The following is a 22,326-nucleotide window of genomic DNA, read 5'->3' on the forward strand; positions in this document are numbered from 1 at the left end:
TTGGAGAAAAATTCATCAGGTTCACAGTAAAAGGGGCCCTGTTGCTGACAACAGCCAGTACGCTCGCTCTCCCGGTTCAGGTTCAGGCCCGGGAAGACGAAGATTTTATTTTGCCTGAAATCGTTGTGACGGCCCAGAAACGTCAGGAAAACATCCAGGACGTCCCCATTTCCATCACGGCCTTTTCCAGCGAAGACCTGCTTGACCGCAGTATCGTCAACCTGACAGACATGGCCAAAGCCACACCGAACCTCTCCTTCCTGTCCGACGGCACTCTCAAGAATACGGCCCCGTCCATTCGCGGCGTATTCAGCCCTGGCGCCGCCCAGGCCGGGATAGACACCCCCATGGCGACCTATGTGGATGAGGTTTATATGGGCACCACTGTCGGGCAGAATTTCGCCCTGTATGACATCGAACGCATAGAAGTCCTCAGAGGACCGCAGGGCACCTTGTTCGGCCGCAACGCCCTGAGCGGACTGATGAATGTGGTGACCCCGGTTCCCGGAGAAAGCAGGGAGGGCTATGCCGAGGCCACCTATGGAAATTATAATCTGGTGCGGCTGCGCGCGGGCCTCAGCGGACCTCTGGTCGATGGCAAACTGTCAGGCAGTCTTTCAGCGTCTTTCACGGACCGGGACGGCTATGTCACCAACCGCTTTACCGGCAATGACGTCAACGACGAAGGCAACTGGGGCATCCGGGGAAAACTTCTTATCACCCCGCGAGACACTGTCGAGATTATCCTTTCGGCCGACTACCGCGAGGTCGATCAGTCCACCCGCACCTATGACATTGCCGGTTTCAACACCGTACCGGGAACGCTGTTTGCCCCGACCGGGCCCGCGGAAGTGGATGACGACCCCTTTGACCGCAATATCAGCCAGGATTTTGAAGGCCAGGAAACCCTGGAAGAATTCGGCACCTCGGCAACGATCAATATCGGCTTTGAAGGCGTCAGCTTTAAATCCATTTCCGCCTACCGCACCCATGACTATTTCCAGAGTTATGACGCCGACAATACCGAAATTGCCGTTACCGTCCGGGAAACGCCCGAGGACATGGACAGTTTCTTCCAGGAGCTCCGGCTTACCTCCGACCCCGGTGGCAAGATCGACTGGATTGTCGGCTTCAACTATTATTATCAGAAGACTGCCAACGAGTTCGCCTCAATTCTGAATAATGAAACCCTGGTCGAAGACCGTCTGCTCAGCACCTTGCTGCCGCCGGCCGCCATTGGTGTTGACCAGCCAACGCTTGACTACCTGTTTTCCATTGGCCTGCTTGAAGCGCCTGATACGCTCGCCGCCCTGCAATTCTTCGGCGCGCTCACGCCGCCTTTCGGAGAGACGCGTTCCACAGGAACAACCACGCTGAACTCATATGCCGGATATGCCAATGCCGTTTATCACATGACCGACAGGTTGAACGTCAATATCGGTCTCAGATATACAGCTGAAGACAAGGACTTTGCCTATGAGCAGACCAGTACATCGGGAAATATTTTCTTTGGCTTGCCGGAAATCCCCGCCTTTGAAGATCACAAGTCCTTTGAATCCTTCACACCGGCCTTTGGCTTCGACTATGATCTTTCGGACACAGCCATGGTCTACGGCAAAGCCGCCCGGGGCTTCAAATCCGGAGGATTCAACGACGGTTTCACCTCCAATAGCGATGCCGCCTTCGGAGAGGAAACCCTGTGGAACTATGAAATCGGCAGCAAGTCCACTTTCCTGAAAGGCCGGATGCAAGTCAATCTTGCGGGCTATCTGATGACCTGGAAGAACGTGCAGAATATCTTTTCCGACGTTCCGGATGGTTCCGTTATTCCTTTCTTCCAGGTCGATACGGCCGGAGACATCGAGATCAAAGGTGTCGAACTTGAAACGATCTTTCAAGTCACGCCGGAATTGCAGGCCAGAGCCAGCCTCGGCATAGTCGATGCCAAATTCACATCGGTCAGTGACAGGTTGGCGGATCTGGGAGGAGCTGTAGGCGACCCTGTCGAGAATGTCCCCAATTTCACCATTTCCGGCGGCCTCACCTATACCCTGGAACTGGGAAATTCAGGAACCCTGACAATATCGGGAAATGTTGAACATCGTGACGATACGCCCCTGACCACGGTCAGGACAGGCGTCCCGAATGTCCAGCCTGCCTATACGTTGTTTGACGCCGCCCTGATCTACAAGACCGCATCGGAGAACCTGACCGTCCAGTTCTGGGCCAAGAACATCACCAACAAGAAATATGTGACCGCCCTGTTTGATGTAGACAACAACGCCGCCTCTCCCATTGGCGCCGCCTACCACTCCGTCGGCATTCCACGCACCTATGGTCTGACCGCGCGATACGCCTTCTAGGGAACGAAGAAAGGAAGAGTTCAATGTTGGATGTCAAAGACGAGGTGATTGCCGGCGGTCCCGACAAGTTTCTCGAAGTGCGGAAAATTACCCTGCGTGGATCTCAGGTTGATATCGGTGCTTATCTGGCGAAACTGGCCCGGGATGAACTGGGTGTGCGGAAGGTCCCCTGGACCGACCCCACGGCGACCCGCATACAGCGGCAGTTCCTGAAAACACACTGGCCCGAACACTATGCCCGCATGCAAGGCGTCGCAGAAGCGCTGGGCGAAGATCTCGAAGACGACGATCTTGACTTTTCCTTTCTTGTCTACCAGTCGGGCATCCCCGGATGTTCATGCGTTTATTATCCGGGAACGGTCACGGCAACAGGACAAGGCCTGTTCGCCCGGAATTTTGATTTCACTACAGGAGGGTATGCCGACCTTCCCCTGTGCCTCCCGGATTCAGAATATGGACAGGCGCATACGGCGTATGGCGATGCGGGACTGCCTTACCTGTCCCGCCCGTTCCTGTTCGAGCTGCATCCCGACACCGGCCATTCCATGCTCTTCATGTGCGCCTATGATTTGCTCGGCGGCTGCACGGACGGCATTAACTCGGAAGGGCTCACCGTGGCCCTTCTGAATGACAACGAAACTGCGGCAAGCGACATTTTTGAGCCATTGGGACGCAATGGTGTCGGACTGAGCGAAGGCCAGGTCTGCCGCTTTCTGCTCGAAACCTGCGCCACTGTGGACGACGCCATATATGCGCTCAGAACCATGCCCCACTACTATATGAGCGGTCCCTGCCACTATCTGATCGCCGACGCCTCGGGCAACGCTTTTGTATGGGAATATTCCGCCATCTGCAATCATGGGCATGTCATCCCCTGCGACGGCCGGGCTCCTCTTGCCGTGACCAATCACCTGCTACATGAGCATAAAGTCCGCACTCCCCCGGAAATAATGGAAAACTCCGTGACCCGCCTGGATCGCCTGCAAAAAGAAATTTCCATGGCCCCTAGCCCCTTGACCGCAGAGAAAATAAGAGAGATCAACCGGTGTGTCCAGGCGCGGGAACTTCCCGGACAGGGCCAATATATCACCACGGATTTTCCCGGGCGCACTTTGTGGTTCTGCCTCTATGCTCCGGGCAAGCGGGCCCTGGAGATCGATTTCTATCTTGAGGAAAATGAAGGCGATATCCGCCGTTCCGATATTCTGTCCTTCAATCTGTAACTTCTTTATTTACCGAAGACTCCCGAGGCGCGAAACCTGTTCATCTGGTCTTCGGTAAAGTCCAGTTCCCGGATCAGCTGTTCGGTGTTCTGGCCAACTTCACCGCCCTTAAAAGCGTAGACCGGTTCGCTGCCCGACATTTTAATGGCGCACCCAATCTGCCGGATGCCGTCAACCTCCACAATCATATCGCGACTTCTGAACTGTTCATGCCCGCAGGCTTCCCCCAGGGTCAACACCGGCTCGACACAGGCGTCCACCTCCCTGAACAGCATCAGGCACGCTTCGTAGCTCCTGCTCTTGATGGCTTGCGCGATCTCTTCTTTGAAGCGGCGCTGTGCATCTTCGTCCTCGGAAAAAGCAAGTTCGAGCAATTCCGGCCTTCCCAGAGCCGTACACAGGGTTTCCCTGAACTTCGGTTCAAGGCCGCCGACCGAGAAATAACGTCCGTCGGCAGTTTCGTAATAGTCGTAGAACCCGCCACCGTTCAACAAGCCCCGTTCCGGTCCGGTGTCAATGCCGGCCCCCAGAAAATCCGCGGCTGGAATGGCATTCAGGGTAAAGGCTGCATCTGTCATACTGACATCCACATGCTGTCCCAGGCCCGTCTCTGTTCGCTGCACAACGGCAGCAAGCAGTCCCGCCACAAGATGCAGTGAGCCGCCGGCGACATCCGCAATCTGCACACCTGCCGGAACCGGCGCCTGGCCCTTCCTTCGGCTGTGATCCTGTATGCCGGCGATAGAAAGATAATTGTTGTCGTGCCCGGCCCTGTTCCGGTAGGGACCAGTCTGACCGTATCCGGTCAGGGAGCAATAGATCAGTCGGGGGTTGACCTCGCCGAGCGTATCATAGTCAAGCCCGAGCTTTGCCATCACACCGGGACGGTATTGTTCCACCAGAATATCGTAATCCATGATCAGCCTCTTGACAATCTCAACGGCTTCCGGCTTTTTCAAATCTAGGGCAATGGATTTCTTTGACCGGTTCAGGTAACGATGCAAATAAGAGGCATTGCCGTCCTTTGCACCGACTTCCCGGCTTAACTCAGGCCTGTCAGGCGCTTCAACACGCAATATCCCCGCCCCCAGGTCCGCCAGCATCAGGGTGCCGAACGGTCCCGGCAGCAAAGTCGAGAAATCAAGTATTTTCAATGAAGAAAGTGCAGACATCGGTAAATCTTCCGTTATTGTTTGACGACAACAGCAGGTTCCTTTCGGGACATGCCGAACAGGGCGTCCGTTTTCACGGACGACATTATTCAGAAAAAGGCTTCAATCAAATTTGAAAGAAAAGGCTCGATATCTCGGAACAGATTATTCAAGATCGATGGAGGTGCTGTAGCGATACCGGTCGGCCCGCATAAACAGATGGGTCACGGCGATCACATCCTCATTTTCATCAACATAAAGATGTTCCATGAAGAAAATAGGATCTCCAAACTCAATATGCAGCATCCGCGCGATATCTATGTCAGCCACCGCTGCTTCCACATGCTGCTCGATACGAATGATTTTCCGGGGAAACTTCCGCTGAAGCATCTCGATGAAACTGCCCGTCCCCTCAAAATCATCCTTGACGATGAGTTGTTTTGAATCCGGTCTGCCATAACTCACATGATAGGAGATCGGTTCGCCGTTTTTAGACCGTAACCTTCTCATACACCACAAATTGTCATCTTCAGAAATATTCAGCAGGCGGCGTACATGAACAGATCCCCTGTCATCCTCGATGCTCAATACAGTCTGGTCAACATTCTGCGTTTTACCGGAGGCCCAGTTCAACCAGTCTGTAAAATGTCCTGACTGCTTGATGTCGATAACATCGTCTTCCGTGGCCCGAATAACAACGGTCCCCTTGCCCCGCTGCGTCGTAACCCAGCCCTCTTCCTTGAGCAAAGCCAGAGACTTGCGCATCGTGATATTACTGACATTGAAAACTTTCTCCAGCTTGCTGGAGGCCGGAATACATTCCCCCACGGCATATTGACCGTCAATGATCCGCGCCTTGATCGTATCTGCTACTTGACGGTAAAAAGGAACTGTCCTGGCATTCGTGTTTTGTTTACTCATCTGCCTTGTCTTAGCTGTCCTTCTGGTTAGCCATGAAGTGACTTTATTTTCCGGGCCATCCAGGACCGGCATTCCTGCCAACGCCCGGATATGAAGTTGAGATATTGATCTATTTCCTCGCTCATTGCAAGTGGCATGAAAGTATGTGCCTATACCTTTTCAAATTGAAAAACTACATCATTCTCTAGATAACTCCTTCTTCTTCCAAAACTTTCATTTCTTTTTCCGACAATCCAAGAAGACCGCCGTAAACCATTTCGTTGGCCCCGCCGAGTACAGGGCCCGGATTTTCTATCCGACCGGGCGTTTTCGACAATCTGGGGATAACATTTGGCATCACGCAGCGCTCATTGCTTTCCGTGACGACCGTCCTGAGGTTCTCTCGTTCTTCAAACTGCTCATTGACAAAAATATCGGCGATGGTCTGGATTGCCGCACAGGGCACCCCGGCCCTGTCACAGGCCTCAACCGCTTCGTCAGCGGTCCTACCGGACAACCATTCATCGACAATATTGTTGATATGGTCCGCGCTGGCCAGACGTTGTCGAACGCTCCCGAACCGGTCCAGCCCGGCGAGTTCAGGTTTTCCAACCATTTCCGCAAACCTTTGAAAAATCTTGTCGCTTGAACAGGCCAGAGCAATCCACTGGCCGTCACTGCATTTGAAATGCCCGTGAGGAGACGCATTGCTTGTTCCCGTTCCCATTCGGCCCCGGACAATACCGGATTTGGCGTAACTGGGCGCGATATCATCCAGAACCCGAAAAATTGATTCATAAAGAGCCAGATCGATAAACTGGCCGCCGACCTTGTCTCTGGCCTGCAAAGCCAGCAAGATCCCGACCGCGCCATATAGTCCTGAAATATAGTCGGCAAGAGAGGTGGACCCGGGTGTCAGCGGCGCTCCTCCGGGCAGGCCTGTCAGATGAGCCAGGCCGCCAAAAGCATGAGCAATCCGGGCAAACCCTGCTTTATGGCGAAGCGGACCCGTCTGGCCAAAACCTGATATTCTGAGCATGACGAGCTCCGGATTTTCCCGGACAAGCCGATCAAACCCCAGCCCCCATTTCTCCAGCGTTCCCGGGCGGAAATTTTCGCATACCACATCCGCCCTGCGAACAAGTTTGCGGAAGAGTGCAGCGCCCTTTTCACGGGACAGATCAAGCGTGACGGACTTTTTATTGCGCGCCTCACTGTACCAGCACAATGAATCACTTGAATCCGACGGCGTACCGAATTTGCGCAGGGGGTCGCCCGCACCGGGTTTTTCCACCTTTATGACTTCCGCCCCGAATTCTCCAAGTATCGTGGCGGCAAAAGGGGCGGCAATAAATGTGCCCAGATCAATAATGCGAATGCCGGATAGCGGCAAAGGATTGTTCCCAGATTCAGTCTTCATACCAGCAATATCACCCTATATGGCCGAACAGCAAACAACAGTGGTTGCAGTCTGTCAGACATAATATAGTATGTTTTAATACTAACATACAATTTTAAGAAGTGTACAATAAAATCATATTATTGTTGCTCCGCCCCCTAGTCCCGTCGACGGAATGCACGTTCGGTGACATGAAAATATGCGGGACGACCTTTGCCGGAAAAGCCTGGAAAATACCCGGAAACCGGCATGGGAATTCCGTCAAACGAACAGCTCGCCCTATTGTGTTCTATCAAATTGACATCGAATTCCATGGTCGCTCCGTCCATATATTCTCCCCCCAGGCAGGCCTTCAGTCGGCTTCCCTGTAAGGTAATGTCTATGCTCTGGCCATGCCGGACATAGCGACCGCAGTAGCGGGAAAGATCAAAATTCTTCTGATCGGGTGCGGCAGGCAGTGCGGGAGCCCGGAAACCGGCGCCGGCGAGCAAAAACGGCTCCATCACGGCTCGATAGAGTTGCAGGGCGCCAGGCCCGTTGGCCAGCAGAACAGCGGCGAAATCATGGCGCGGGGAAAATCGCAGATACGCGCTCATTCCCATCCAGCCGCCATCATGTCCGGTCATATCCGCACCGTCCCAATAATATTGCATCCACCCCAGCCCCCAGGAGGTATATCTGCCGGAAAGCGGTATCCGGACCTGCGGTTTTTGCATTTCCGCAATCGTTTTTTCCTGTACAAGCCTCTTCCCCTTGGCCGTCACGCCTTTGTTCATGTGGAACCGGGCGAACATCAAAAGGTCCCGCGCTGACATGCCCAATACGGTGCCGGAAGGCGCATTGGATCTCGGGGCAAAGGCCGTTTCCGCATGATCCAGACCGCGTGGTCCCATTACATGCCCGATCGCGGTATTGAAAAACAGGGCCTCTTCGGCAAACATCACCGCATGATCCAGCCCCAGAGGAACGAGAAGACGTTCTTTCAACACCTTGTCAAAGGGCGCCCCTTCCACAAGTTCAATAATCCGGCCAAGAATGATATATCCCACATTGCAGTAAGAGAAGAACTCGCCGGGTTCGTGCAGGAGGTTGACACCGTCAAGCAGTCTGATGAATTTTTCAAGGCAATCCTCCCCCCGTCCCGTATCCGCAATCAGGTCACCGTCTATGCCCGAGGTATGCGACAGGAGATGACGCAGGGTAATCAAAGCAGTCTTTTCCTTCTGCGCCAGGTTGAAATGATCCAGATATTTCGTAACAGGCGCTTCCAGGTCCAGCTTCCCTTCCTCCACAAGCATCATGACCAGGGTCGCGGTCAAAGATTTTGTAACGGAGCCGATTTGGAAAACGCTGTCCTGCGTCACAGCAACACCGGTTCTGAAATTCACGACGCCGGCGGCGGCCTGATAAATTTCCCCTTTGTGGTAGACAGCGGCAACTGCGCCCGGAACATCGGTTGCCTGCCGGGCTGTCCCGAGAAGCTCTTGAAGATTGTAAAAAATATCATTTCCAGACATGATCTACCCGTCCGTTTCCCCGGTTACCTGCTCAAGCAAATGCCGCAGCTCATCCAGTATAAAGCCGGGCTCCTCCCGGTGCAGATCGTGAGTGGTTCCCGGGGGCCCCACTTTGATCCTGCCCTGTGTGGAGAGCGCCGCATTTACTTCCCCCCTCTGCTCCTGCAGCGCGGCGAGGTTTGCGATCTGGAGATCGGAAAAATCCGGCAAGGCCTGCTTGAGACGATGCCGGTCACTCATGCCCTGACCATCCGGCACAAGCGCATATAACGGCACATTCCCCAGGGAGCCGGCTTCCCGCACAAGTCCCAGCGGATCATCAAAGATGGCGTTCAGGGCATAGACCCAGCCTGTATGGGACTTGGGCTGCGCCATAAGACCGAGACGCATTTGACCAAGTTCGCTCCGATCATACTTACCGGGATCTTTCGCCGGCAACCGCATCCACAACAGGCCGAAAGCCGCCATAACTGACAACCAGAGACTGTCACCCGGAATATTTCCCGGTCCCCGCAAACCGGAAACATAAGCGAAATTATCCGCCGTCCCGGCATCCAGCAACAACAATCCCGCAACCTTTTCAGGATACATCCTGGCAAAACTGGTCGCCAGCATGCCGCCCAGGGAGTGACCGGCCAGAATAACCGGAGCGGTTTCGCCGGCCTGCTCCAGTATCGCGGATAGCTCCGCCGCCTCATTGGACAAACTCCGGGGGCCCGACCCGGTATCGCTCCAGCCGCTACCAAAACGGTCAAATATAAATGAACGGTTCCAGCCGGACAGGGCGTTGTGCAGATCCAGCATCTCAATTCCAGGATCATGACTTCCCGGAATCCAGACCACTGTCGGCCGGGATGCCCGATCCCCCTCGACCAGATAGTGCGCCCGAAAACCATTCACATCGGCATATTTGCCGGGCGCCGGGTAGCATCTGTGAAATCTCCAGACCCTGTACAAATGGAACAGTGCCCCCACCAACATCAGCAGGCCCGGCAGCAGCACAGCCATTCCTGCATTCATCATATCCGCCTGAAAAAGCAACAGCCCTGCCCCGACCACAGGACAGGCAATGACTATGCCAAGAACATTACTGCTCAATAAACGATAACCCAAAAACATCTATGCTTTCCGTTGATCCAGCCGACGGCGTATAATGTCGTGCCGGCGCGCATCCAGGGGAAACTTCAACACCAGTATAACGGCAATAACCGTGATCAGCACAGGCAGCCCCACCATAGAGAACTTCAACCCGAAAACAGCCATCTCCGTCTGGCTGGCAGACTTGGCGTCAAAAGAGAAAAAAGACAGCATATAAAAGGCTACGCCGCCGCCGATTGCCGCAGCGGCCTTCTGCACGAATCCCATCAGGGCGAAATAGTTTCCTGCCCGATTGGCGCCCGACTTCAGGGTATCATAATCAATGACATCACCCAGAATGGACATCGGCACGACGGTCGTCGCCCCGCCTGCCATCGCCACCGCCGCCATCCACACCGTAAAAGGCACAAAAGAATCCTGCCCGGGCGGAATCAGCAACACAACAGGGATCACAATGATATTCAACCCGCAGCTAAGGGCCAGAGCCCCGTGTTTCCCAAGACGGTAGACCACCTGGACCCACAAGGGAACAGAGGCCAGCAACGCCCCCATATTCACAATCATGACATGCGAGATTTTATCGCCAATTCCGAGAAAGGAATCCATATACAACACAATGCAGGTCGCCAGCATCCCCAGCGCGGAACCAATAAGCAGCAGGACAGCCACAAACAGCCAGAACGGCCTGTTGCCGCGGACCGCGTTAAACAGGTCCCTGACGGAGGGATTTCCCGCTGCCGTAACTTCCGTTTGCGGCGCGAACACAAGACAGGGAACAATGAAGAGAGGAAGAGAAATCATCACGATCACCCCCATCAGAAAGATGGCGTCCGGAGTCATCTCGGAATTCTCGAAAACCGGCAACAAGGGCACGGCCATGATCAGGGCGAAGCCAAGGGGTCCCAGAAACGCATGGAACGACGAGATCCGCGTGCGTTGCCTGTAATCGCGGGAAAGCTCGCTGCCCCATGCCAGATGAGGCACGGCAATCAGGGTCCAGCCCAGATAAAGGAAAAATATGGAGGTAAAAAAATACCCGAATCCCGCTGTCGGTGGTGGCGCATAAAGAAAATAGACGGAAAGTGCGGACACCAGAACTCCACCAGCCAGCCAGGGCTTCCTGCGCCCGAAAGGAGACTCTGTAACATCCGACAAATACCCGACAAGTTGATCGGTAACGGCGTCGAAAAGGCGTATCAGGAACAATGCCGTTCCGATCGAAGCGAGGCTTATGGCTGTATGCTTGGCATAGAAAGCAGGCAAAATCGCGCCGATCGGCCCCATCATCATGGATAACGGAATAACCGGCAGGGCATAGGCCAGAAGACGTCCTGTATTCACTTGGCTTCTTTCTTTCACGTGACGGCCTTTCACAGACAGACAGAGCGGAAACTCCGGTCGGTGTCAAAAAAAGGAAAACCGCACGGCATGACTCCCATGCGATTTTCCCGAAATTATATCCTGCAATCCTGCAGAGCCCTAGAAATCATATTTCAGGTTGATTCCGACGGTCCTGGGTTTGTTCCGGTGGAAACCGCCAAAATTGTCGTCCCCGAGGGCGGCGAACTCATCCCAGACATTTTCCACAAACAGGGTCGCCGTCCAGTTCTCCGCCGCTACGGCCACACTTACATTGCCGACAGCGTAGGAAGGCTGAACAGAATCGCCAAATCCAATGCCTTCGTTCACGCCGGCCTCAAGACGGCTGAAACTTTCCCCGACAAAACTGACGTCGCCGTGGAACACCATATTCAGTTCGTCATTGATCGGATAAACATACTGGGCTGTGCCGCCGAATTTATACTTCGGCACATTGGGCAAACGCGACCCGCTTTCGATGATTGTCCCCTCGGTGGAGAAATTGGCGCCCGGAATATCCTCATCCAGCTCTGCCTCGCTGATATTGCCGGCAAAAGTCAGGGTAAGACGGTCTGTAGGCTGCGCCACGATCTCCAGTTCCAGCCCCGCTGAATGGGCCGAACCGGCGTTACTAATATAGCCGACCCCGAAATTTGCGTCAAAATCGGAGATCTGCAAATCCTTCCAGTCGATATAATAAGCCGCTGCAATAACGGTGAGGCGACCGTCCGCCAGGGTAAACTTGCCCCCCACCTCATAGTTTATGGTGCTGTCGTTCTTGTAGCGGTTCTGGGCATTGGGCAGAACATCCGCCAACAGGTTAGCGCCGCCTGACCGATACCCACGCGCGACCGTAAAGAACATCATCGCGTTCTCGCTGGCCGTATAGGACAGAGTGGCCTTGGGCGTAAAATCATCAATCTTGTTGTTGTCCAGCACATAAGGCAGTGTGAACCCGGACGCTGGCGTATATACCAGTGCGCCGCTTGTGGAATCCACGATATCCTGTTTTTCCTGGAACCAGCGCAGCCCTACGGTCACATCCAGTTTGTCCGTGATCTCGTAGGAGGCCTCTCCGAAAATGGCGATATTTTCCAGTTTCGTTGTTGTCGCGCTGGTGAAAACTCCTCCCGGCACCAGCTCACCCGGGGTTTCGCCGAGAAGGTTGCCGGCGCCGAAGGTAAAGTCCGGAGTTGAGACCCGGTAGGCGGAATTCTGGATTTCGTAGTCCCGGTAAAACCCGCCTAGCGTCCAGGTCAAACGGGAATCATTGTCCGACACCAGTCGCACTTCCTGGGTGAAAGCCTCGCTATCCGTGGCGATATACACCAGCGACTGGGTGAAACTATATTCACCGCCGGTAATCGGGACAAAGAACGTATCAAAAAAGGCAAGCGTCCCCGGCGCATCGGTATAGCGGATCGCTGTATCACGCTGCGTATAGGAGGATGCCGATGTCAAGGTGAAGCCGCCAAAATCATAGTCAATGGTCAGACTGTAAAGATCATAGTCATCCGAACGCGGATTCAGCGCGGCCAGGGCTACGTCCTCACCGTCGTTCACCACATTGTTATTGTCCGTATCCAGGCGGTTGAAAATGCCCATAGCCGTAATCGTCAGATCATCTGTCGCCTGAAAACGGGCGGAGACGCGCGCCGCATAGGTTTCAGCCGAATTGGTGTCTTCCTGCTCGGCCCCCGGAAGAATATTGTCAATCCATCCACCGGAATCGCGATAAAGGCCAACCGCACGGATCGCCAGCTTGTCCTCGACAACCGGTACATTCAGCATGCCGCTGACGGAGTAGTCCTCTCCCCCGTCTTTGATCATGCCGAAGGTAGCATCCACCGCCCCTTCAAATTCCGTCGTATTGGGCTTTTTGGTGATAACCCTGATCGTGCCCCCCATCGATCCTTCCCCATACAAGGTGCCCTGCGGGCCCCGCAGGACCTCCACACGCTCAATGTCAAACATCTTGAAATCAGGCTGGGCCCCCTGATCCATTGCGGTGATAGAAATCTCGTCAATATAATAACTGACCGTGGAAACACCGACCTCGCCTGAAACGCCGCGAATGGTCATGCGGGTCTGTCCCGGCGAAAATTCAACAAAATCCAGACCCGGCACAAATCTGGCATAATCAGAGAAGTTATCCGCCCCGAGCTCTTCCAGGTGAGTTCCAGTCAACGCCGAGATACTTTGCGGCACCTCGAGGAGCCTCTGGGACCTGCGGTTCGCCGTCACCACAATTTCGTCAAACGCGAATTCCTCTTCATTCTCAACATCCCCGTCTGCACCATAAGCCGTGCCGACGAGCGCCAGCATCGACAAGGTCGACCCGAGGGCTGTTGACCGCATTTTATTATATATTCCCCCCTTGCTCACGCGAGGCATTGAATTGTAGCTCATAGAAACTCTCCTGTTGTATGCACTGATCGGACAAATTACTCACTGAACTTTCGACAGGGAGGATGATCAGCTTGCTGGTGTAAATTTATTTTTATGATGCTCTTGTTAGTTATTGTATGTAAGTATATAATCATACTTTATTTATTGCAAGAGCTGAAAAAACATCGCAACATACCTGAGAAACTTCCAATATTTTCAATGGTATAGCTTCATACCAAATCATCTGGTATAAGTTTTCGGAACACCCGCGGCAATTTTTAGCCGGCCTAAACTCAAAAAAGCGAGGCATTGAAATATGAAACCTTTTCTTCCGGTCACGGCCGACCTGCACAAGGCCACAAGATTTTCCGGCCTCAGCCTGATACTGGGTTTCATATTCTCGATAATTTTCTACACCGGAGCTATGGCTGAAATGTCGCAGCACACCAAACAAATAGATGAATTCTTCGCCCCCTGGAGTACAGCCGCTACGCCCGGTGCCGCGGTGATTGTAATTCACCACGGCAAGGTCATTCACCGCAAAGGATACGGCCTGGCGAATCTGGAATACGGCGTGCCTGTCACCCCGGAAACCATTTTCCACTCGGCTTCCCTGTCCAAACAGTTCACCGCCTTCGCTATTGGCCTCTTGGAATATCGCGGGAAAGTGGACGTCGGAAAACCGGTTCAATACTATATCCCGGAAGTCCCTGAATTCCCCTGGCCGGTAACAGTCGAGCAAATGATACATCACACAAGCGGCCTTCGGGATGTCACCTCCCTGTTTGCCCTGCAAGGGCGCAATCCCTCCGATGTATCAACTGACCAGCATGTAATGCGGCTGATTTCCTTGCAGCAGGATCTGAACTTCGAGCCCGGCAGCCGTTTCATGTATACCAACGCCGGCTACACCCTTCTGGCGCAGATTGTCGCCCGTGTCGGAGGCAAAAGTTTTCGCCGGTGGACCAGCGACGAGATTTTCACCCCTCTGGGGATGACACATAGCCACTTTAATGACGACTACAGCGAAGTCGTCCCGGGCCGGGCCTATTCCTATCAGCCCGCCGGTACCGCAAAGGACGGAAACAGCTACAGTAAATACCCGATGAACTTCTCGATGGTGGGGTCCACCGGCCTTCTGACCACTGTTGACGACTTGGCAAAATGGATGGACAACCTGATCACCGGCACCTACGGTGGCACCGCATTGCGAGATCGCATGATCCGGAAAACAAAGCTCAATGACGGTTCGGCTCTGGATTATGGCTACGGCCTCAATCTTGGCTCCTACCATGGCGTACCAACAATACGCCACGGCGGCACCGACGCCGGTTTCCGGTCCAGTCTGATGGTTTTCCCTGACCAGAAACTGGGGATAGCAATTCTGGGAAATACCGCCGAATTCCCGGCGGAAACCATCGCCCAGAAAATCGCGGACCTGTTCCTGCCTCAACAGGCTGCCCCCCAGTCAACCGAAGCTGCCCAAACAGCACCGGCCACCGGCATGACACCCGACGATGCGGCGAATGTAAAAATCGTTCCGCAGCAATATTCCGGACAGTATCTTCTGAATGACGGAAATTTTCTCCATATCACGGAACGCGAAGACGGCATTAACCTGCAGGTTGGGCCGACGGCTCTGAAACTCTATCCGGCGAGCACAACCAGCTTCTTTATTACGGAAGCCGATGCAGGGGTGGAATTTTCCGGTTTTGACAGCGGCCGGTATAGCAAAGCCACGCTGCGCAATGCCGGCGTCCTGACCGACGGCGAAAAAATCGAAACCGATGCGGCAAGTCCGGAAAAGCTGGCGGAATACGCAGGCCGCTACTATTTACCTGAAACCGAAAGCTTCCTGACCATAAAAGTCAAGGAAAACAGCCTGACCACCTGGATTGCAGGCCAGGAAGGTATTGGAGTTTCCTATGCCGGGAAAGATTATTTCGTGAATCCCCAACTCAGGGTTTCTCTCAGATTCGAAAGAGACGGCAAAGGCCAGGTCATAGCCGCGCGGGCCAGTATGGATCGCATCCAGAACATGCTTCTTGAAAAAGTGACGCCCTGAAAGGCGTCACCCCTTTTCCTCTCTGAAACTACACGGCCCTGGGCTGATAAAATCCGACAAACCCGATTAGTTTGTTTAACGCCACCGCATTTTCCGCACTCGCCCTGACAGTGTGTGAATCAACACGCTCGAATCCCGGAAGAAATTCGAGCCAATCCACCTTCAGAAGATTCGAAACAAAGAACTCCACCTCATAGGGACCCGTGGGGTCGGGGCTGTGAAAATCATTGATCCGCGCCAGCGCCGCCGCAACCTTTTCCGCAACGAGCTTCTCTGCCGCGGCAGGTAACAATGTTTTGACCGAACGGCCGGTATAAGACTCTTTTACCGCGGCACACTCGACATCCCCCAGCACCTTTTGGGCATGTGCGACATATCCCGCGTCGCCGGAAACCATAACAACCGGCACCCCATAACAGGCCGCTGTTTCCGCACAGATCATGGTCTCTGACATGACCTTCCCGTTAATGCGGATCTCGATGACATCCCCAGCCACCGTATGGGCGATTGCACCAGGATACTGACGTGACCCGAGATGATAGCCGATAAACATCGCGCCGTCGAAATGACCGTCTTCAATTCCCTGCATCATGAACATCGGTCTCGGCCAAGACCGCACAAGAGTGACTTTCTCCTGCGGCAGCTTTTCAACCAGAAGGCTTTGCCCATTGCCGTGGGAATCACTCACCACAACCTCTTCGGCGCCTGCAGCAAGAGCCGCCTCGCAAGCCGCCCTGACTTCCCCCGTCATCCATTCACGAGCACGGTCATATTCAAATTCTCCCGGTATCAGATGGTTTATAGCAGTAACGCCAGCTATACCTTCCATATCAGCCGAAATATAAATTCGCATTCTTCCGTCTCCTGAAATCACGAGCTTGTCTATACTGTTATATATATTCCTACCATTCTGTAATCAGAAACAGAAGCTAAAATGTATAATAGTATAGATTCATACTTTTTTTGCTGTTATATCTATACCCGATAAACAGATTGCGTATTCTACTAGAGTTACGCCAGGACATACCCAAACGGAGCCCCCAGCGGATGAAGGTCTTTTGTGCCACCATGATTCATGAATCCAACAGCTTCTCGCCTATTCCAACCTCCCTGCGGAATTTTGCGGAAGATGTACTCTACCGCCCTTCAACCGGGGAAGGGAGCCATCATCTGGGGACGGTTCTGGCTGAAGTCGATCTGGTCGACCTGATGACGACGAGAGGCCACGAACCGATTGTCGGCCTGATTGCCAACGCAGAACCCAGCATGCCCCTTGGCGGCGGAGTCTATGAAACCCTGCGTGACGAGATCATTCAAAACCTTGAACAGGCGCTGCCCGTGGATGCCGTCTTTCTGTTTCTGCACGGTGCGCAAATGGCGGAAAAATTTCCGGACTGCGAAAGTGATCTCATTTCGCGGGTACGGAAAATAGTCGGTCCGGATATCCCCATCGGGGTCGAATTCGACCTTCACTGCAATATCGGCGCCCAAAGTCTTGAAGACGCGGATATTCTGCTCGCGTGTCTCGAATATCCGCACACCGATTTCCGCATCCGGGCCGATCAGGTCATGGACATTCTGGAACGGATGGCCGCCGGAAAATGCCGGCCGGCAACGGCCTATGCGCCGATCCCGATGCTCGGCCTGTTCAGGCCGAGCGAACAGCCCATGCGGGGGTTTGTCGACAAGCTGAAAGATATGGAAGGCCGGGACAATATTCTGGCGATTTCCCTTGCCCATTGTTTCGCCGCAGGGGACGGGCCCGACACCCACGCCGGGGTGGTTGTCGTCACCAACGACGACCAGGAACAAGCGGATCGTCTGGCCGGGGATATCGCAAAAGAATTCTGGCATCAAAGAGAAGCTTTCTCAGTTCAATTGACACCTCTCAAGGAGGCCCTGGAACAGGCCGGCAAGGTCAACCGCGGCCCGCTTGTCATCGCCGATTGCACAGATAATCCCGGCGGTGGCGCGGCAGGCGATTCAACGGAAATCCTGTCAGGCCTGCTGGCGGCCGGGATAGGGAACGCCGCGATCGCCATGATCTGGGACCCTGTTGCTGTGGAAACCGTCATCAAAGCCGGCGTTGGCGCCTCCCTGCCCCTCCGTTTCGGGGGAAAGGCCGGTCCCGGCTCCGGCTCTCCCGTCGATGCAGATGTCCGGGTCCTGGCCGTCAACAAAACCGCCCGCCAGCATGCCCAGGGAGCCAGAGTTGCGCTTGGTCCCGCCGTTGCCGTTGAAACGGCCGGTATCAAAATTGTTCTCAACAGCATTCGCCAGCAGACCTTCTCCCCGGAATGTTTCACGGAACTCGGCATCGATCCTGCCGCCCACAGGGTACTTGTAGTCAAATCCAGCCAGCATTTCCGGGAAACCTTTTCCGATATGGCGGAACAGATCATTTATGCCGATGGCACGGGAACAGTAACCGGTGATTTCTGTTCAAGGGACTACAGGAATCTGACCAGGCCGATCTGGCCTCTGGACCCGCTCCCCTTTGACGCCTTTGGCAGAACATGGACCTGAAAGGAAATACAGATGACCCGTCAACCGCTTCACGGTATTATTGCGGCTGTCGCAACCCCGCTGAAGAAGAACTTGCGCCCGGACTACGATCTCTTCATTTCCCATTGCCGTCATCTGCTGGATGCCGGTTGTCATGGACTTGGCATTCTGGGCAGCACCGGCGAAGCCAATTCCATACATCTGGACGACAGAATAAAGCTGATCGAACGGGCTGCCGAATTTCTGCCGAAAGAAACCCTTCTGGTCGGCACCGGTTCCTGCGCAATTGCAGAAGCCGTGCAGCTTAGCCGCTGCGCCGCGGAAAACGGCATTAAAAATCTTCTGGTTCTTCCCCCCTTTTATTATACGCCGGTCACGGACACCGGGATCCGGAGATATTACGACCTTCTGATCGAGGGGATCAACGATCCGGAGGTCTGTATTTTCCTGTATAATTTTCCCAAACTGACCGGGTATCGCTTCACCTCTGCCGTCATCAATGATCTGATCGACAGACATGGCGATACCATTGCCGGTCTCAAGGATAGCTCCGGCGATCTGGAAGGAATGATGGACTATCTGACAATCAGTCCCTCCTTCAGGGTATTTTCCGGAACCGAAGAATATCTTCTGGACATGATCCAGGCCGGCGGCGCCGGTTGTATATCGGCCACAATAAATATCACATCCTCTATGGCGCGCGCGGTCTGGGACAGTCACGCCCCCCACCTGCAAAACCACCTCACTGAACTCAGAACAGCGATACAGGCCCATCCCCTGGTGCCTGCAGTCAAGGCAATTCTGGCCAGCCAGTCCGGAATCCCCGCCTGGCGCACCATGGCGCCGCCCTATGTTCCGCTGGAAGGCGAAACGGAAAGGCAACTTCTTGACACGCTTGGTGAATTACAACGAAAAGACCCCAGATCATGAAAGTTTATTGCGCCAGCATGGCCCATGAATCCAACAGCTTCTCCCCCCTTCCCACCAACATGGACAACTTCCGTGAGATGTTTCTGTATCGTCCCTCCACAGGTGAAGGTCAGGGTCTTCTCGACAGTCTCCCTCTGGAAGGAATTCTTAGAAATCATTGCCTGGAACAAGGCTGGGAAGTCATTGACGGTCTTTATACAAGCGCCTGTCCCAGCGCTCCCTGCAAGCAAGCGGACTATGAAGCGCTGCGCGACGAAATGGTCGACGGGTTGCGCAAAGCCATGCCGGTAGACATGGTGCTGCTGTTTCTGCACGGCGCCCAGATGGCGGAAGGCTATGAGGATTGCGAAGGAGACATTCTGAAAGCCCTGCGGGAGGTCGCCGGACCGGATATCCCGATCGGTGTGGAACTGGATCTGCATTGCAACATTACCCCCGCAATGACGGAAAACGCCGCGATACTGATGGCCTGCAAGGAATACCCCCACACTGACTTTGACGCCCGGGCCGCTGAACTTGTCGCCCTGACGGAAGCCGCCGCCAAAAAGACAATTTCCCCGGTCGTTCACTATGAGCGCGTCCCCATGCTTGGCTATTTCCATACCACGCGTGAACCCATGAGAAGTCTTGTGGATCAACTGTTCAGGGAAGAGCAAAGAGATGGCGTACTCTCCGTTTCCCTGGCCCATGGCTTTCCGGCAGGGGATTTCCCCGGTGTTGGCGCCGGCGTTTTGGTCGTGACCGACAATGACCCGGCACTTGCAGGATCTGTGGCAAAATCGCTGGCGGAAAAATTCTTCGCGCTTCGCCATGACATCGCCGCCCCCTGCCTGGGCGTGCAGGAGTCTCTCGACCAGGCAATGGCAATCGACGGCGGCCCGGTGGTTATCGCAGATGCCTCCGACAACCCGGGCGGCGGTGCTGCAGGGGATTCAACACATTTCCTGCGAGCAATTCTTGAGGCCGGAATACCCGATACCGCGATCGGCATGATCTGGGACCCGCTGGCCTATGACCTGATTGAAAAAGCCGGTGAAGGAACCGTTTTACCCTTACGCATTGGCGGCAAGGCGGGGCCGTTATCCGGTTCCCCCGTTGACGGAATTGCGGAAGTGATCCGGATCAGGGACGATCTGCAGCAACTGACATTCGGTGATTTTGAACCGCTCGGGCCAGCAGCCGCCATACGCATGAACAATGTCGAAATCATCGTCAACCGTGTCCGTCAGCAGATATTCGGCCCCCGCACATTTCAGGAAATGGGCATAGACCTCTCCTCCAAAAAAATAGTTGTTGTCAAGTCTGCCCAGCATTTTCATACACAATTCTCGCCCATTGCCGCGGAGGTCCTCTATGCCTCCCCTCCTGGATCGGTTTCAACAGATTTCAGGGACTATCCCTACCGGTATATTCAACGCCCCATATGGCCGCTTGATGAAACGCCTTTCACCGCCTATGGGAAGAACTGGTCATGACTGCTGCCAGAATCGGGGAACGCCTGGCATCCTTTGCCCGTATTACACTCGGCCATTTTCCAACGCCGCTGGAATATATGGAAAATCTCTCCCGCGAACTTGACGGGCCACAAATCTGGATCAAACGGGATGACTGCACCGGACTTGCGTCGGGCGGAAACAAGACCCGGAAACTGGAATTCGTACTTGGTGAGGCCATAGCCGGCGGCGCGGACACCATCCTGACCACAGGCGGCATTCAGTCCAACCACGCCCGCCAGACTGCCGCAGCCTGCGCCAGGCTGGGCCTGCGCTGCATTCTGATGCTGGCCCCGCCGCCTGACTGGGCCTCTTCGGCCTACAAAAATTCCGGCAATATCTGCCTTGATCGCCTGTTCGGGGCAGAAATTCATATTCTGCCGGAAGGACAGTCTCCGGAACAGGCGCTGGAGAGCCTCGCATCAGATGTCGCCCGCACCGGCGGAATCCCGTTCATTGTTCCGCTCGGGGCGTCCACGCCTGTCGGCGCCCTGGGGTATGTGAACTGCGCCCTTGAACTCGCCACTCAGGCAAAAGACCTTGACCTCAAAGTTACGCGCATCGTTTCTGCCGCCGGCAGTGGCGGCACCCAGGCGGGACTGATGGCAGGCATCGCTGCATTGAATAAGGATATTGTCTGTGAAGGAATCGATATTGACGCCGCCCGTGAGCGGACGGAACAAAGAACAAAAAGTCTTCTGGCCGGTGTCATGCCCCTGATCGGTGAAACTGCCGCCGCCCTTCCCACCGTCACCATGCGAGACGACTTTGCCGGCCCCGCCTACGGCGCAACCACCCCCGCCGCACAGGAGAGCATCCGGCAGGTCGCCCTTTCCGAGGGAATTGTCCTGGATTCCGCCTATACGGGAAAAGCCATGTCGGCCCTCATCTCAGGAATACAAGAGGGGCGTTACCAGAAAGACGAAGTCATCGTCTTTCTCCACAGCGGCGGCTTTCCTCTGACCTTTGCCTATGCCTGAGACGCCCTTTTGGCGATGGTTTCCTGCCTGAGCAACAACGCACTGGCCTGTTTGACATGGGCCAGGTCAACCATCCTGCCGTCCAGCTGCACTGCCCCGTCGCCCTGCTTCATGGCCTTTGCCATGGCCGCATTGATCCGACGGGCCAGATCAAGCTCCTCGACGCGGGGAGAAAAAACCTCGTTTGCCGCAACAATCTGCGAAGGATGAATCGCCCATTTTCCCGCGTATCCCAGCGCCCTGGCCCTGTGCGCGCAGGCCCGGTAGCCCTCGGCATCCCTGAAATCGGTAAACGGGCCATCGACAGGCATCACCCCGTTTGCATGGCAGGCATTGGCAATACGCGCCAGGGCATAATGCCATTGATCATTCCAGTGGAACCCGCGTTTGCCGTTCCCGTCCTCTGCACCGAGAATTCCATACCGGGGATCAGGTGATCCGAAACTTGTTTGCGGTGCCTGCATGGCCACCGAATAGTCGCCCACCCCAAAGGAAAGACTGCTCAAACGCGGTGAAGCCGCGGCTATTTCATCCACATTTGTCACGCCGGCCGGAGTCTCGATCAGAGCGTCGATAAGGATGCTGCGGTCCCTGTTCAGATGTGTTTCCAGGGCGTCAAGCAATCTGGCGACGAACCTGATATCCTCTCCCGCCGCAACTTTCGGCACAAGGAGGGCATCCAGCCGGGGACACTGCTCGACAATATGGACGATATCCCGATACCCCCATTCGGAATCAATTTCATTGATCCGAACCGACATATTCTTGTCCCGCCAGTCCACTGTGTTCAGGGCTTCTATAACGCTGGTGCGCGCGTCGTTCTTCCGTTCCGGCGTCACCGAATCCTCAAGATCCAGGAAAATAATATCCGCCTCGCTTGCCGCTGCTTTTGCAAAAAAATGCGGTGACGTTGCGGGAACAGCCAGCATTGATCTTTCAAGTCTCATTGTCATTC

The 22,326-nt window shown here is 54.7% G+C and carries 16 protein-coding genes; 7 read left to right on the plus strand and 9 right to left on the minus strand.

Annotation, left to right across the window (positions count from 1 at the left end; all coding sequences use genetic code 11):
• The first annotated feature begins 41 nt into the window (after window positions 1–41).
• Window positions 42–2,363 carry a TonB-dependent receptor gene (locus tag FIV46_RS10800; protein WP_181163191.1) on the plus strand — a complete coding sequence of 774 codons (2,322 nt, stop codon included), beginning with the start codon at window positions 42–44 and terminating at the stop codon, window positions 2,361–2,363.
• Between the two features lie 23 nt (window positions 2,364–2,386).
• Window positions 2,387–3,586 carry a C45 family peptidase gene (locus FIV46_RS10805; protein WP_139940942.1) on the plus strand — a complete coding sequence of 400 codons (1,200 nt, stop codon included), beginning with the start codon at window positions 2,387–2,389 and terminating at the stop codon, window positions 3,584–3,586.
• A gap of 5 nt (window positions 3,587–3,591) precedes the next feature.
• Here FIV46_RS10805 and FIV46_RS10810 read toward each other — a convergent pair whose 3' ends face one another.
• From FIV46_RS10810 to FIV46_RS10840, 7 genes are all read right to left on the minus strand, one after another.
• Entirely contained in the window at window positions 3,592–4,758 is a 1,167-nt protein-coding gene (locus FIV46_RS10810; RefSeq protein WP_139940943.1) for a CaiB/BaiF CoA transferase family protein, read from the minus strand.
• A 144-nt stretch (window positions 4,759–4,902) separates the two neighbouring features.
• Complete coding sequence (locus FIV46_RS10815; protein WP_181163192.1) at window positions 4,903–5,658, minus strand: GntR family transcriptional regulator; 756 nt, start codon at window positions 5,656–5,658, stop codon at window positions 4,903–4,905.
• A gap of 184 nt (window positions 5,659–5,842) precedes the next feature.
• Entirely contained in the window at window positions 5,843–7,057 is a 1,215-nt protein-coding gene (locus tag FIV46_RS10820) for a CaiB/BaiF CoA transferase family protein (RefSeq protein WP_139940945.1), read from the minus strand.
• 137 nt (window positions 7,058–7,194) lie between these two features.
• On the minus strand, window positions 7,195–8,553 hold the full coding sequence (locus tag FIV46_RS10825; RefSeq protein ID WP_139940946.1) for a serine hydrolase domain-containing protein: 1,359 nt from the start codon (window positions 8,551–8,553) through the stop codon (window positions 7,195–7,197).
• Between the two features lie 3 nt (window positions 8,554–8,556).
• Entirely contained in the window at window positions 8,557–9,573 is a 1,017-nt protein-coding gene (locus FIV46_RS10830) for an alpha/beta fold hydrolase (RefSeq protein WP_181163193.1), read from the minus strand.
• Between the two features lie 99 nt (window positions 9,574–9,672).
• Window positions 9,673–11,010, minus strand: coding sequence for an MFS transporter (locus FIV46_RS10835; RefSeq protein ID WP_139940948.1), 1,338 nt, complete (start codon window positions 11,008–11,010; stop codon window positions 9,673–9,675).
• A gap of 120 nt (window positions 11,011–11,130) precedes the next feature.
• Window positions 11,131–13,368, minus strand: a complete 2,238-nt coding sequence (locus tag FIV46_RS10840) for a TonB-dependent receptor (RefSeq protein WP_181163194.1) — start codon at window positions 13,366–13,368, stop codon at window positions 11,131–11,133.
• A 346-nt stretch (window positions 13,369–13,714) separates the two neighbouring features.
• Between FIV46_RS10840 and FIV46_RS10845 the strand changes: the two genes are divergently transcribed.
• Window positions 13,715–15,463: a serine hydrolase domain-containing protein gene (locus FIV46_RS10845; protein ID WP_139940950.1), complete on the plus strand. Its 1,749-nt coding sequence runs from the start codon at window positions 13,715–13,717 to the stop codon at window positions 15,461–15,463.
• Window positions 15,464–15,491: 28 nt separating this feature from the next.
• Here the strand turns inward: FIV46_RS10845 and FIV46_RS10850 are convergent, their stop codons facing one another.
• Window positions 15,492–16,316 (minus strand): M55 family metallopeptidase, encoded by an 825-nt coding sequence (locus FIV46_RS10850; protein WP_139940951.1) that lies wholly within the window; start codon window positions 16,314–16,316, stop codon window positions 15,492–15,494.
• Window positions 16,317–16,510: 194 nt separating this feature from the next.
• Between FIV46_RS10850 and FIV46_RS10855 the strand changes: the two genes are divergently transcribed.
• From FIV46_RS10855 to FIV46_RS10870, 4 genes are read left to right on the plus strand one after another with little or no spacing between them, the layout of a single operon-like run.
• Window positions 16,511–17,989, plus strand: a complete 1,479-nt coding sequence (locus tag FIV46_RS10855; RefSeq protein WP_139940952.1) for a M81 family metallopeptidase — start codon at window positions 16,511–16,513, stop codon at window positions 17,987–17,989.
• A 12-nt stretch (window positions 17,990–18,001) separates the two neighbouring features.
• On the plus strand, window positions 18,002–18,898 hold the full coding sequence (locus tag FIV46_RS10860; RefSeq protein ID WP_139940953.1) for a dihydrodipicolinate synthase family protein: 897 nt from the start codon (window positions 18,002–18,004) through the stop codon (window positions 18,896–18,898).
• A complete protein-coding gene (locus FIV46_RS10865; RefSeq protein WP_139940954.1) occupies window positions 18,895–20,373 on the plus strand; it encodes a M81 family metallopeptidase in 1,479 nt (492 codons plus the stop codon). The genes FIV46_RS10860 and FIV46_RS10865 overlap by 4 nt, the downstream gene beginning before the upstream one ends.
• On the plus strand, window positions 20,370–21,371 hold the full coding sequence (locus tag FIV46_RS10870) for a D-cysteine desulfhydrase family protein (protein ID WP_139940955.1): 1,002 nt from the start codon (window positions 20,370–20,372) through the stop codon (window positions 21,369–21,371). Before FIV46_RS10865 ends, FIV46_RS10870 begins: the two co-directional genes overlap by 4 nt.
• On the opposite strand, the gene FIV46_RS10875 is transcribed toward FIV46_RS10870, so the two are convergent.
• Entirely contained in the window at window positions 21,362–22,318 is a 957-nt protein-coding gene (locus FIV46_RS10875) for an HpcH/HpaI aldolase/citrate lyase family protein (protein WP_219846086.1), read from the minus strand. The two genes, FIV46_RS10870 and FIV46_RS10875, sit on opposite strands and share 10 nt — an antisense overlap.
• Window positions 22,319–22,326 lie beyond the last annotated feature (8 nt).

It is taken from the genome of Emcibacter nanhaiensis (assembly GCF_006385175.1).
Lineage (GTDB): Bacteria > Pseudomonadota > Alphaproteobacteria > Sphingomonadales > Emcibacteraceae > Emcibacter > Emcibacter nanhaiensis.

What these genes read in the sequence shown, in the direction of transcription:
- FIV46_RS10805 (WP_139940942.1), top strand. Translation starts at nt 2,387, where the DNA reads ATGTTGGATGTCAAAGACGAGGTGATTGCCGGCGGTCCCGACAAGTTT.
- FIV46_RS10810 (WP_139940943.1), bottom strand. Translation starts at nt 4,758, where the DNA reads ATGTCTGCACTTTCTTCATTGAAAATACTTGATTTCTCGACTTTGCTG.
- FIV46_RS10815 (WP_181163192.1), bottom strand. Translation starts at nt 5,658, where the DNA reads ATGAGTAAACAAAACACGAATGCCAGGACAGTTCCTTTTTACCGTCAA.
- FIV46_RS10820 (WP_139940945.1), bottom strand. Translation starts at nt 7,057, where the DNA reads ATGAAGACTGAATCTGGGAACAATCCTTTGCCGCTATCCGGCATTCGC.
- FIV46_RS10825 (WP_139940946.1), bottom strand. Translation starts at nt 8,553, where the DNA reads ATGTCTGGAAATGATATTTTTTACAATCTTCAAGAGCTTCTCGGGACA.
- FIV46_RS10830 (WP_181163193.1), bottom strand. Translation starts at nt 9,573, where the DNA reads ATGAATGCAGGAATGGCTGTGCTGCTGCCGGGCCTGCTGATGTTGGTG.
- FIV46_RS10840 (WP_181163194.1), bottom strand. Translation starts at nt 13,368, where the DNA reads ATGCGGTCAACAGCCCTCGGGTCGACCTTGTCGATGCTGGCGCTCGTC.
- FIV46_RS10845 (WP_139940950.1), top strand. Translation starts at nt 13,715, where the DNA reads ATGAAACCTTTTCTTCCGGTCACGGCCGACCTGCACAAGGCCACAAGA.
- FIV46_RS10850 (WP_139940951.1), bottom strand. Translation starts at nt 16,316, where the DNA reads ATGCGAATTTATATTTCGGCTGATATGGAAGGTATAGCTGGCGTTACT.
- FIV46_RS10855 (WP_139940952.1), top strand. Translation starts at nt 16,511, where the DNA reads ATGAAGGTCTTTTGTGCCACCATGATTCATGAATCCAACAGCTTCTCG.
- FIV46_RS10860 (WP_139940953.1), top strand. Translation starts at nt 18,002, where the DNA reads ATGACCCGTCAACCGCTTCACGGTATTATTGCGGCTGTCGCAACCCCG.
- FIV46_RS10865 (WP_139940954.1), top strand. Translation starts at nt 18,895, where the DNA reads ATGAAAGTTTATTGCGCCAGCATGGCCCATGAATCCAACAGCTTCTCC.
- FIV46_RS10870 (WP_139940955.1), top strand. Translation starts at nt 20,370, where the DNA reads ATGACTGCTGCCAGAATCGGGGAACGCCTGGCATCCTTTGCCCGTATT.
- FIV46_RS10875 (WP_219846086.1), bottom strand. Translation starts at nt 22,318, where the DNA reads ATGAGACTTGAAAGATCAATGCTGGCTGTTCCCGCAACGTCACCGCAT.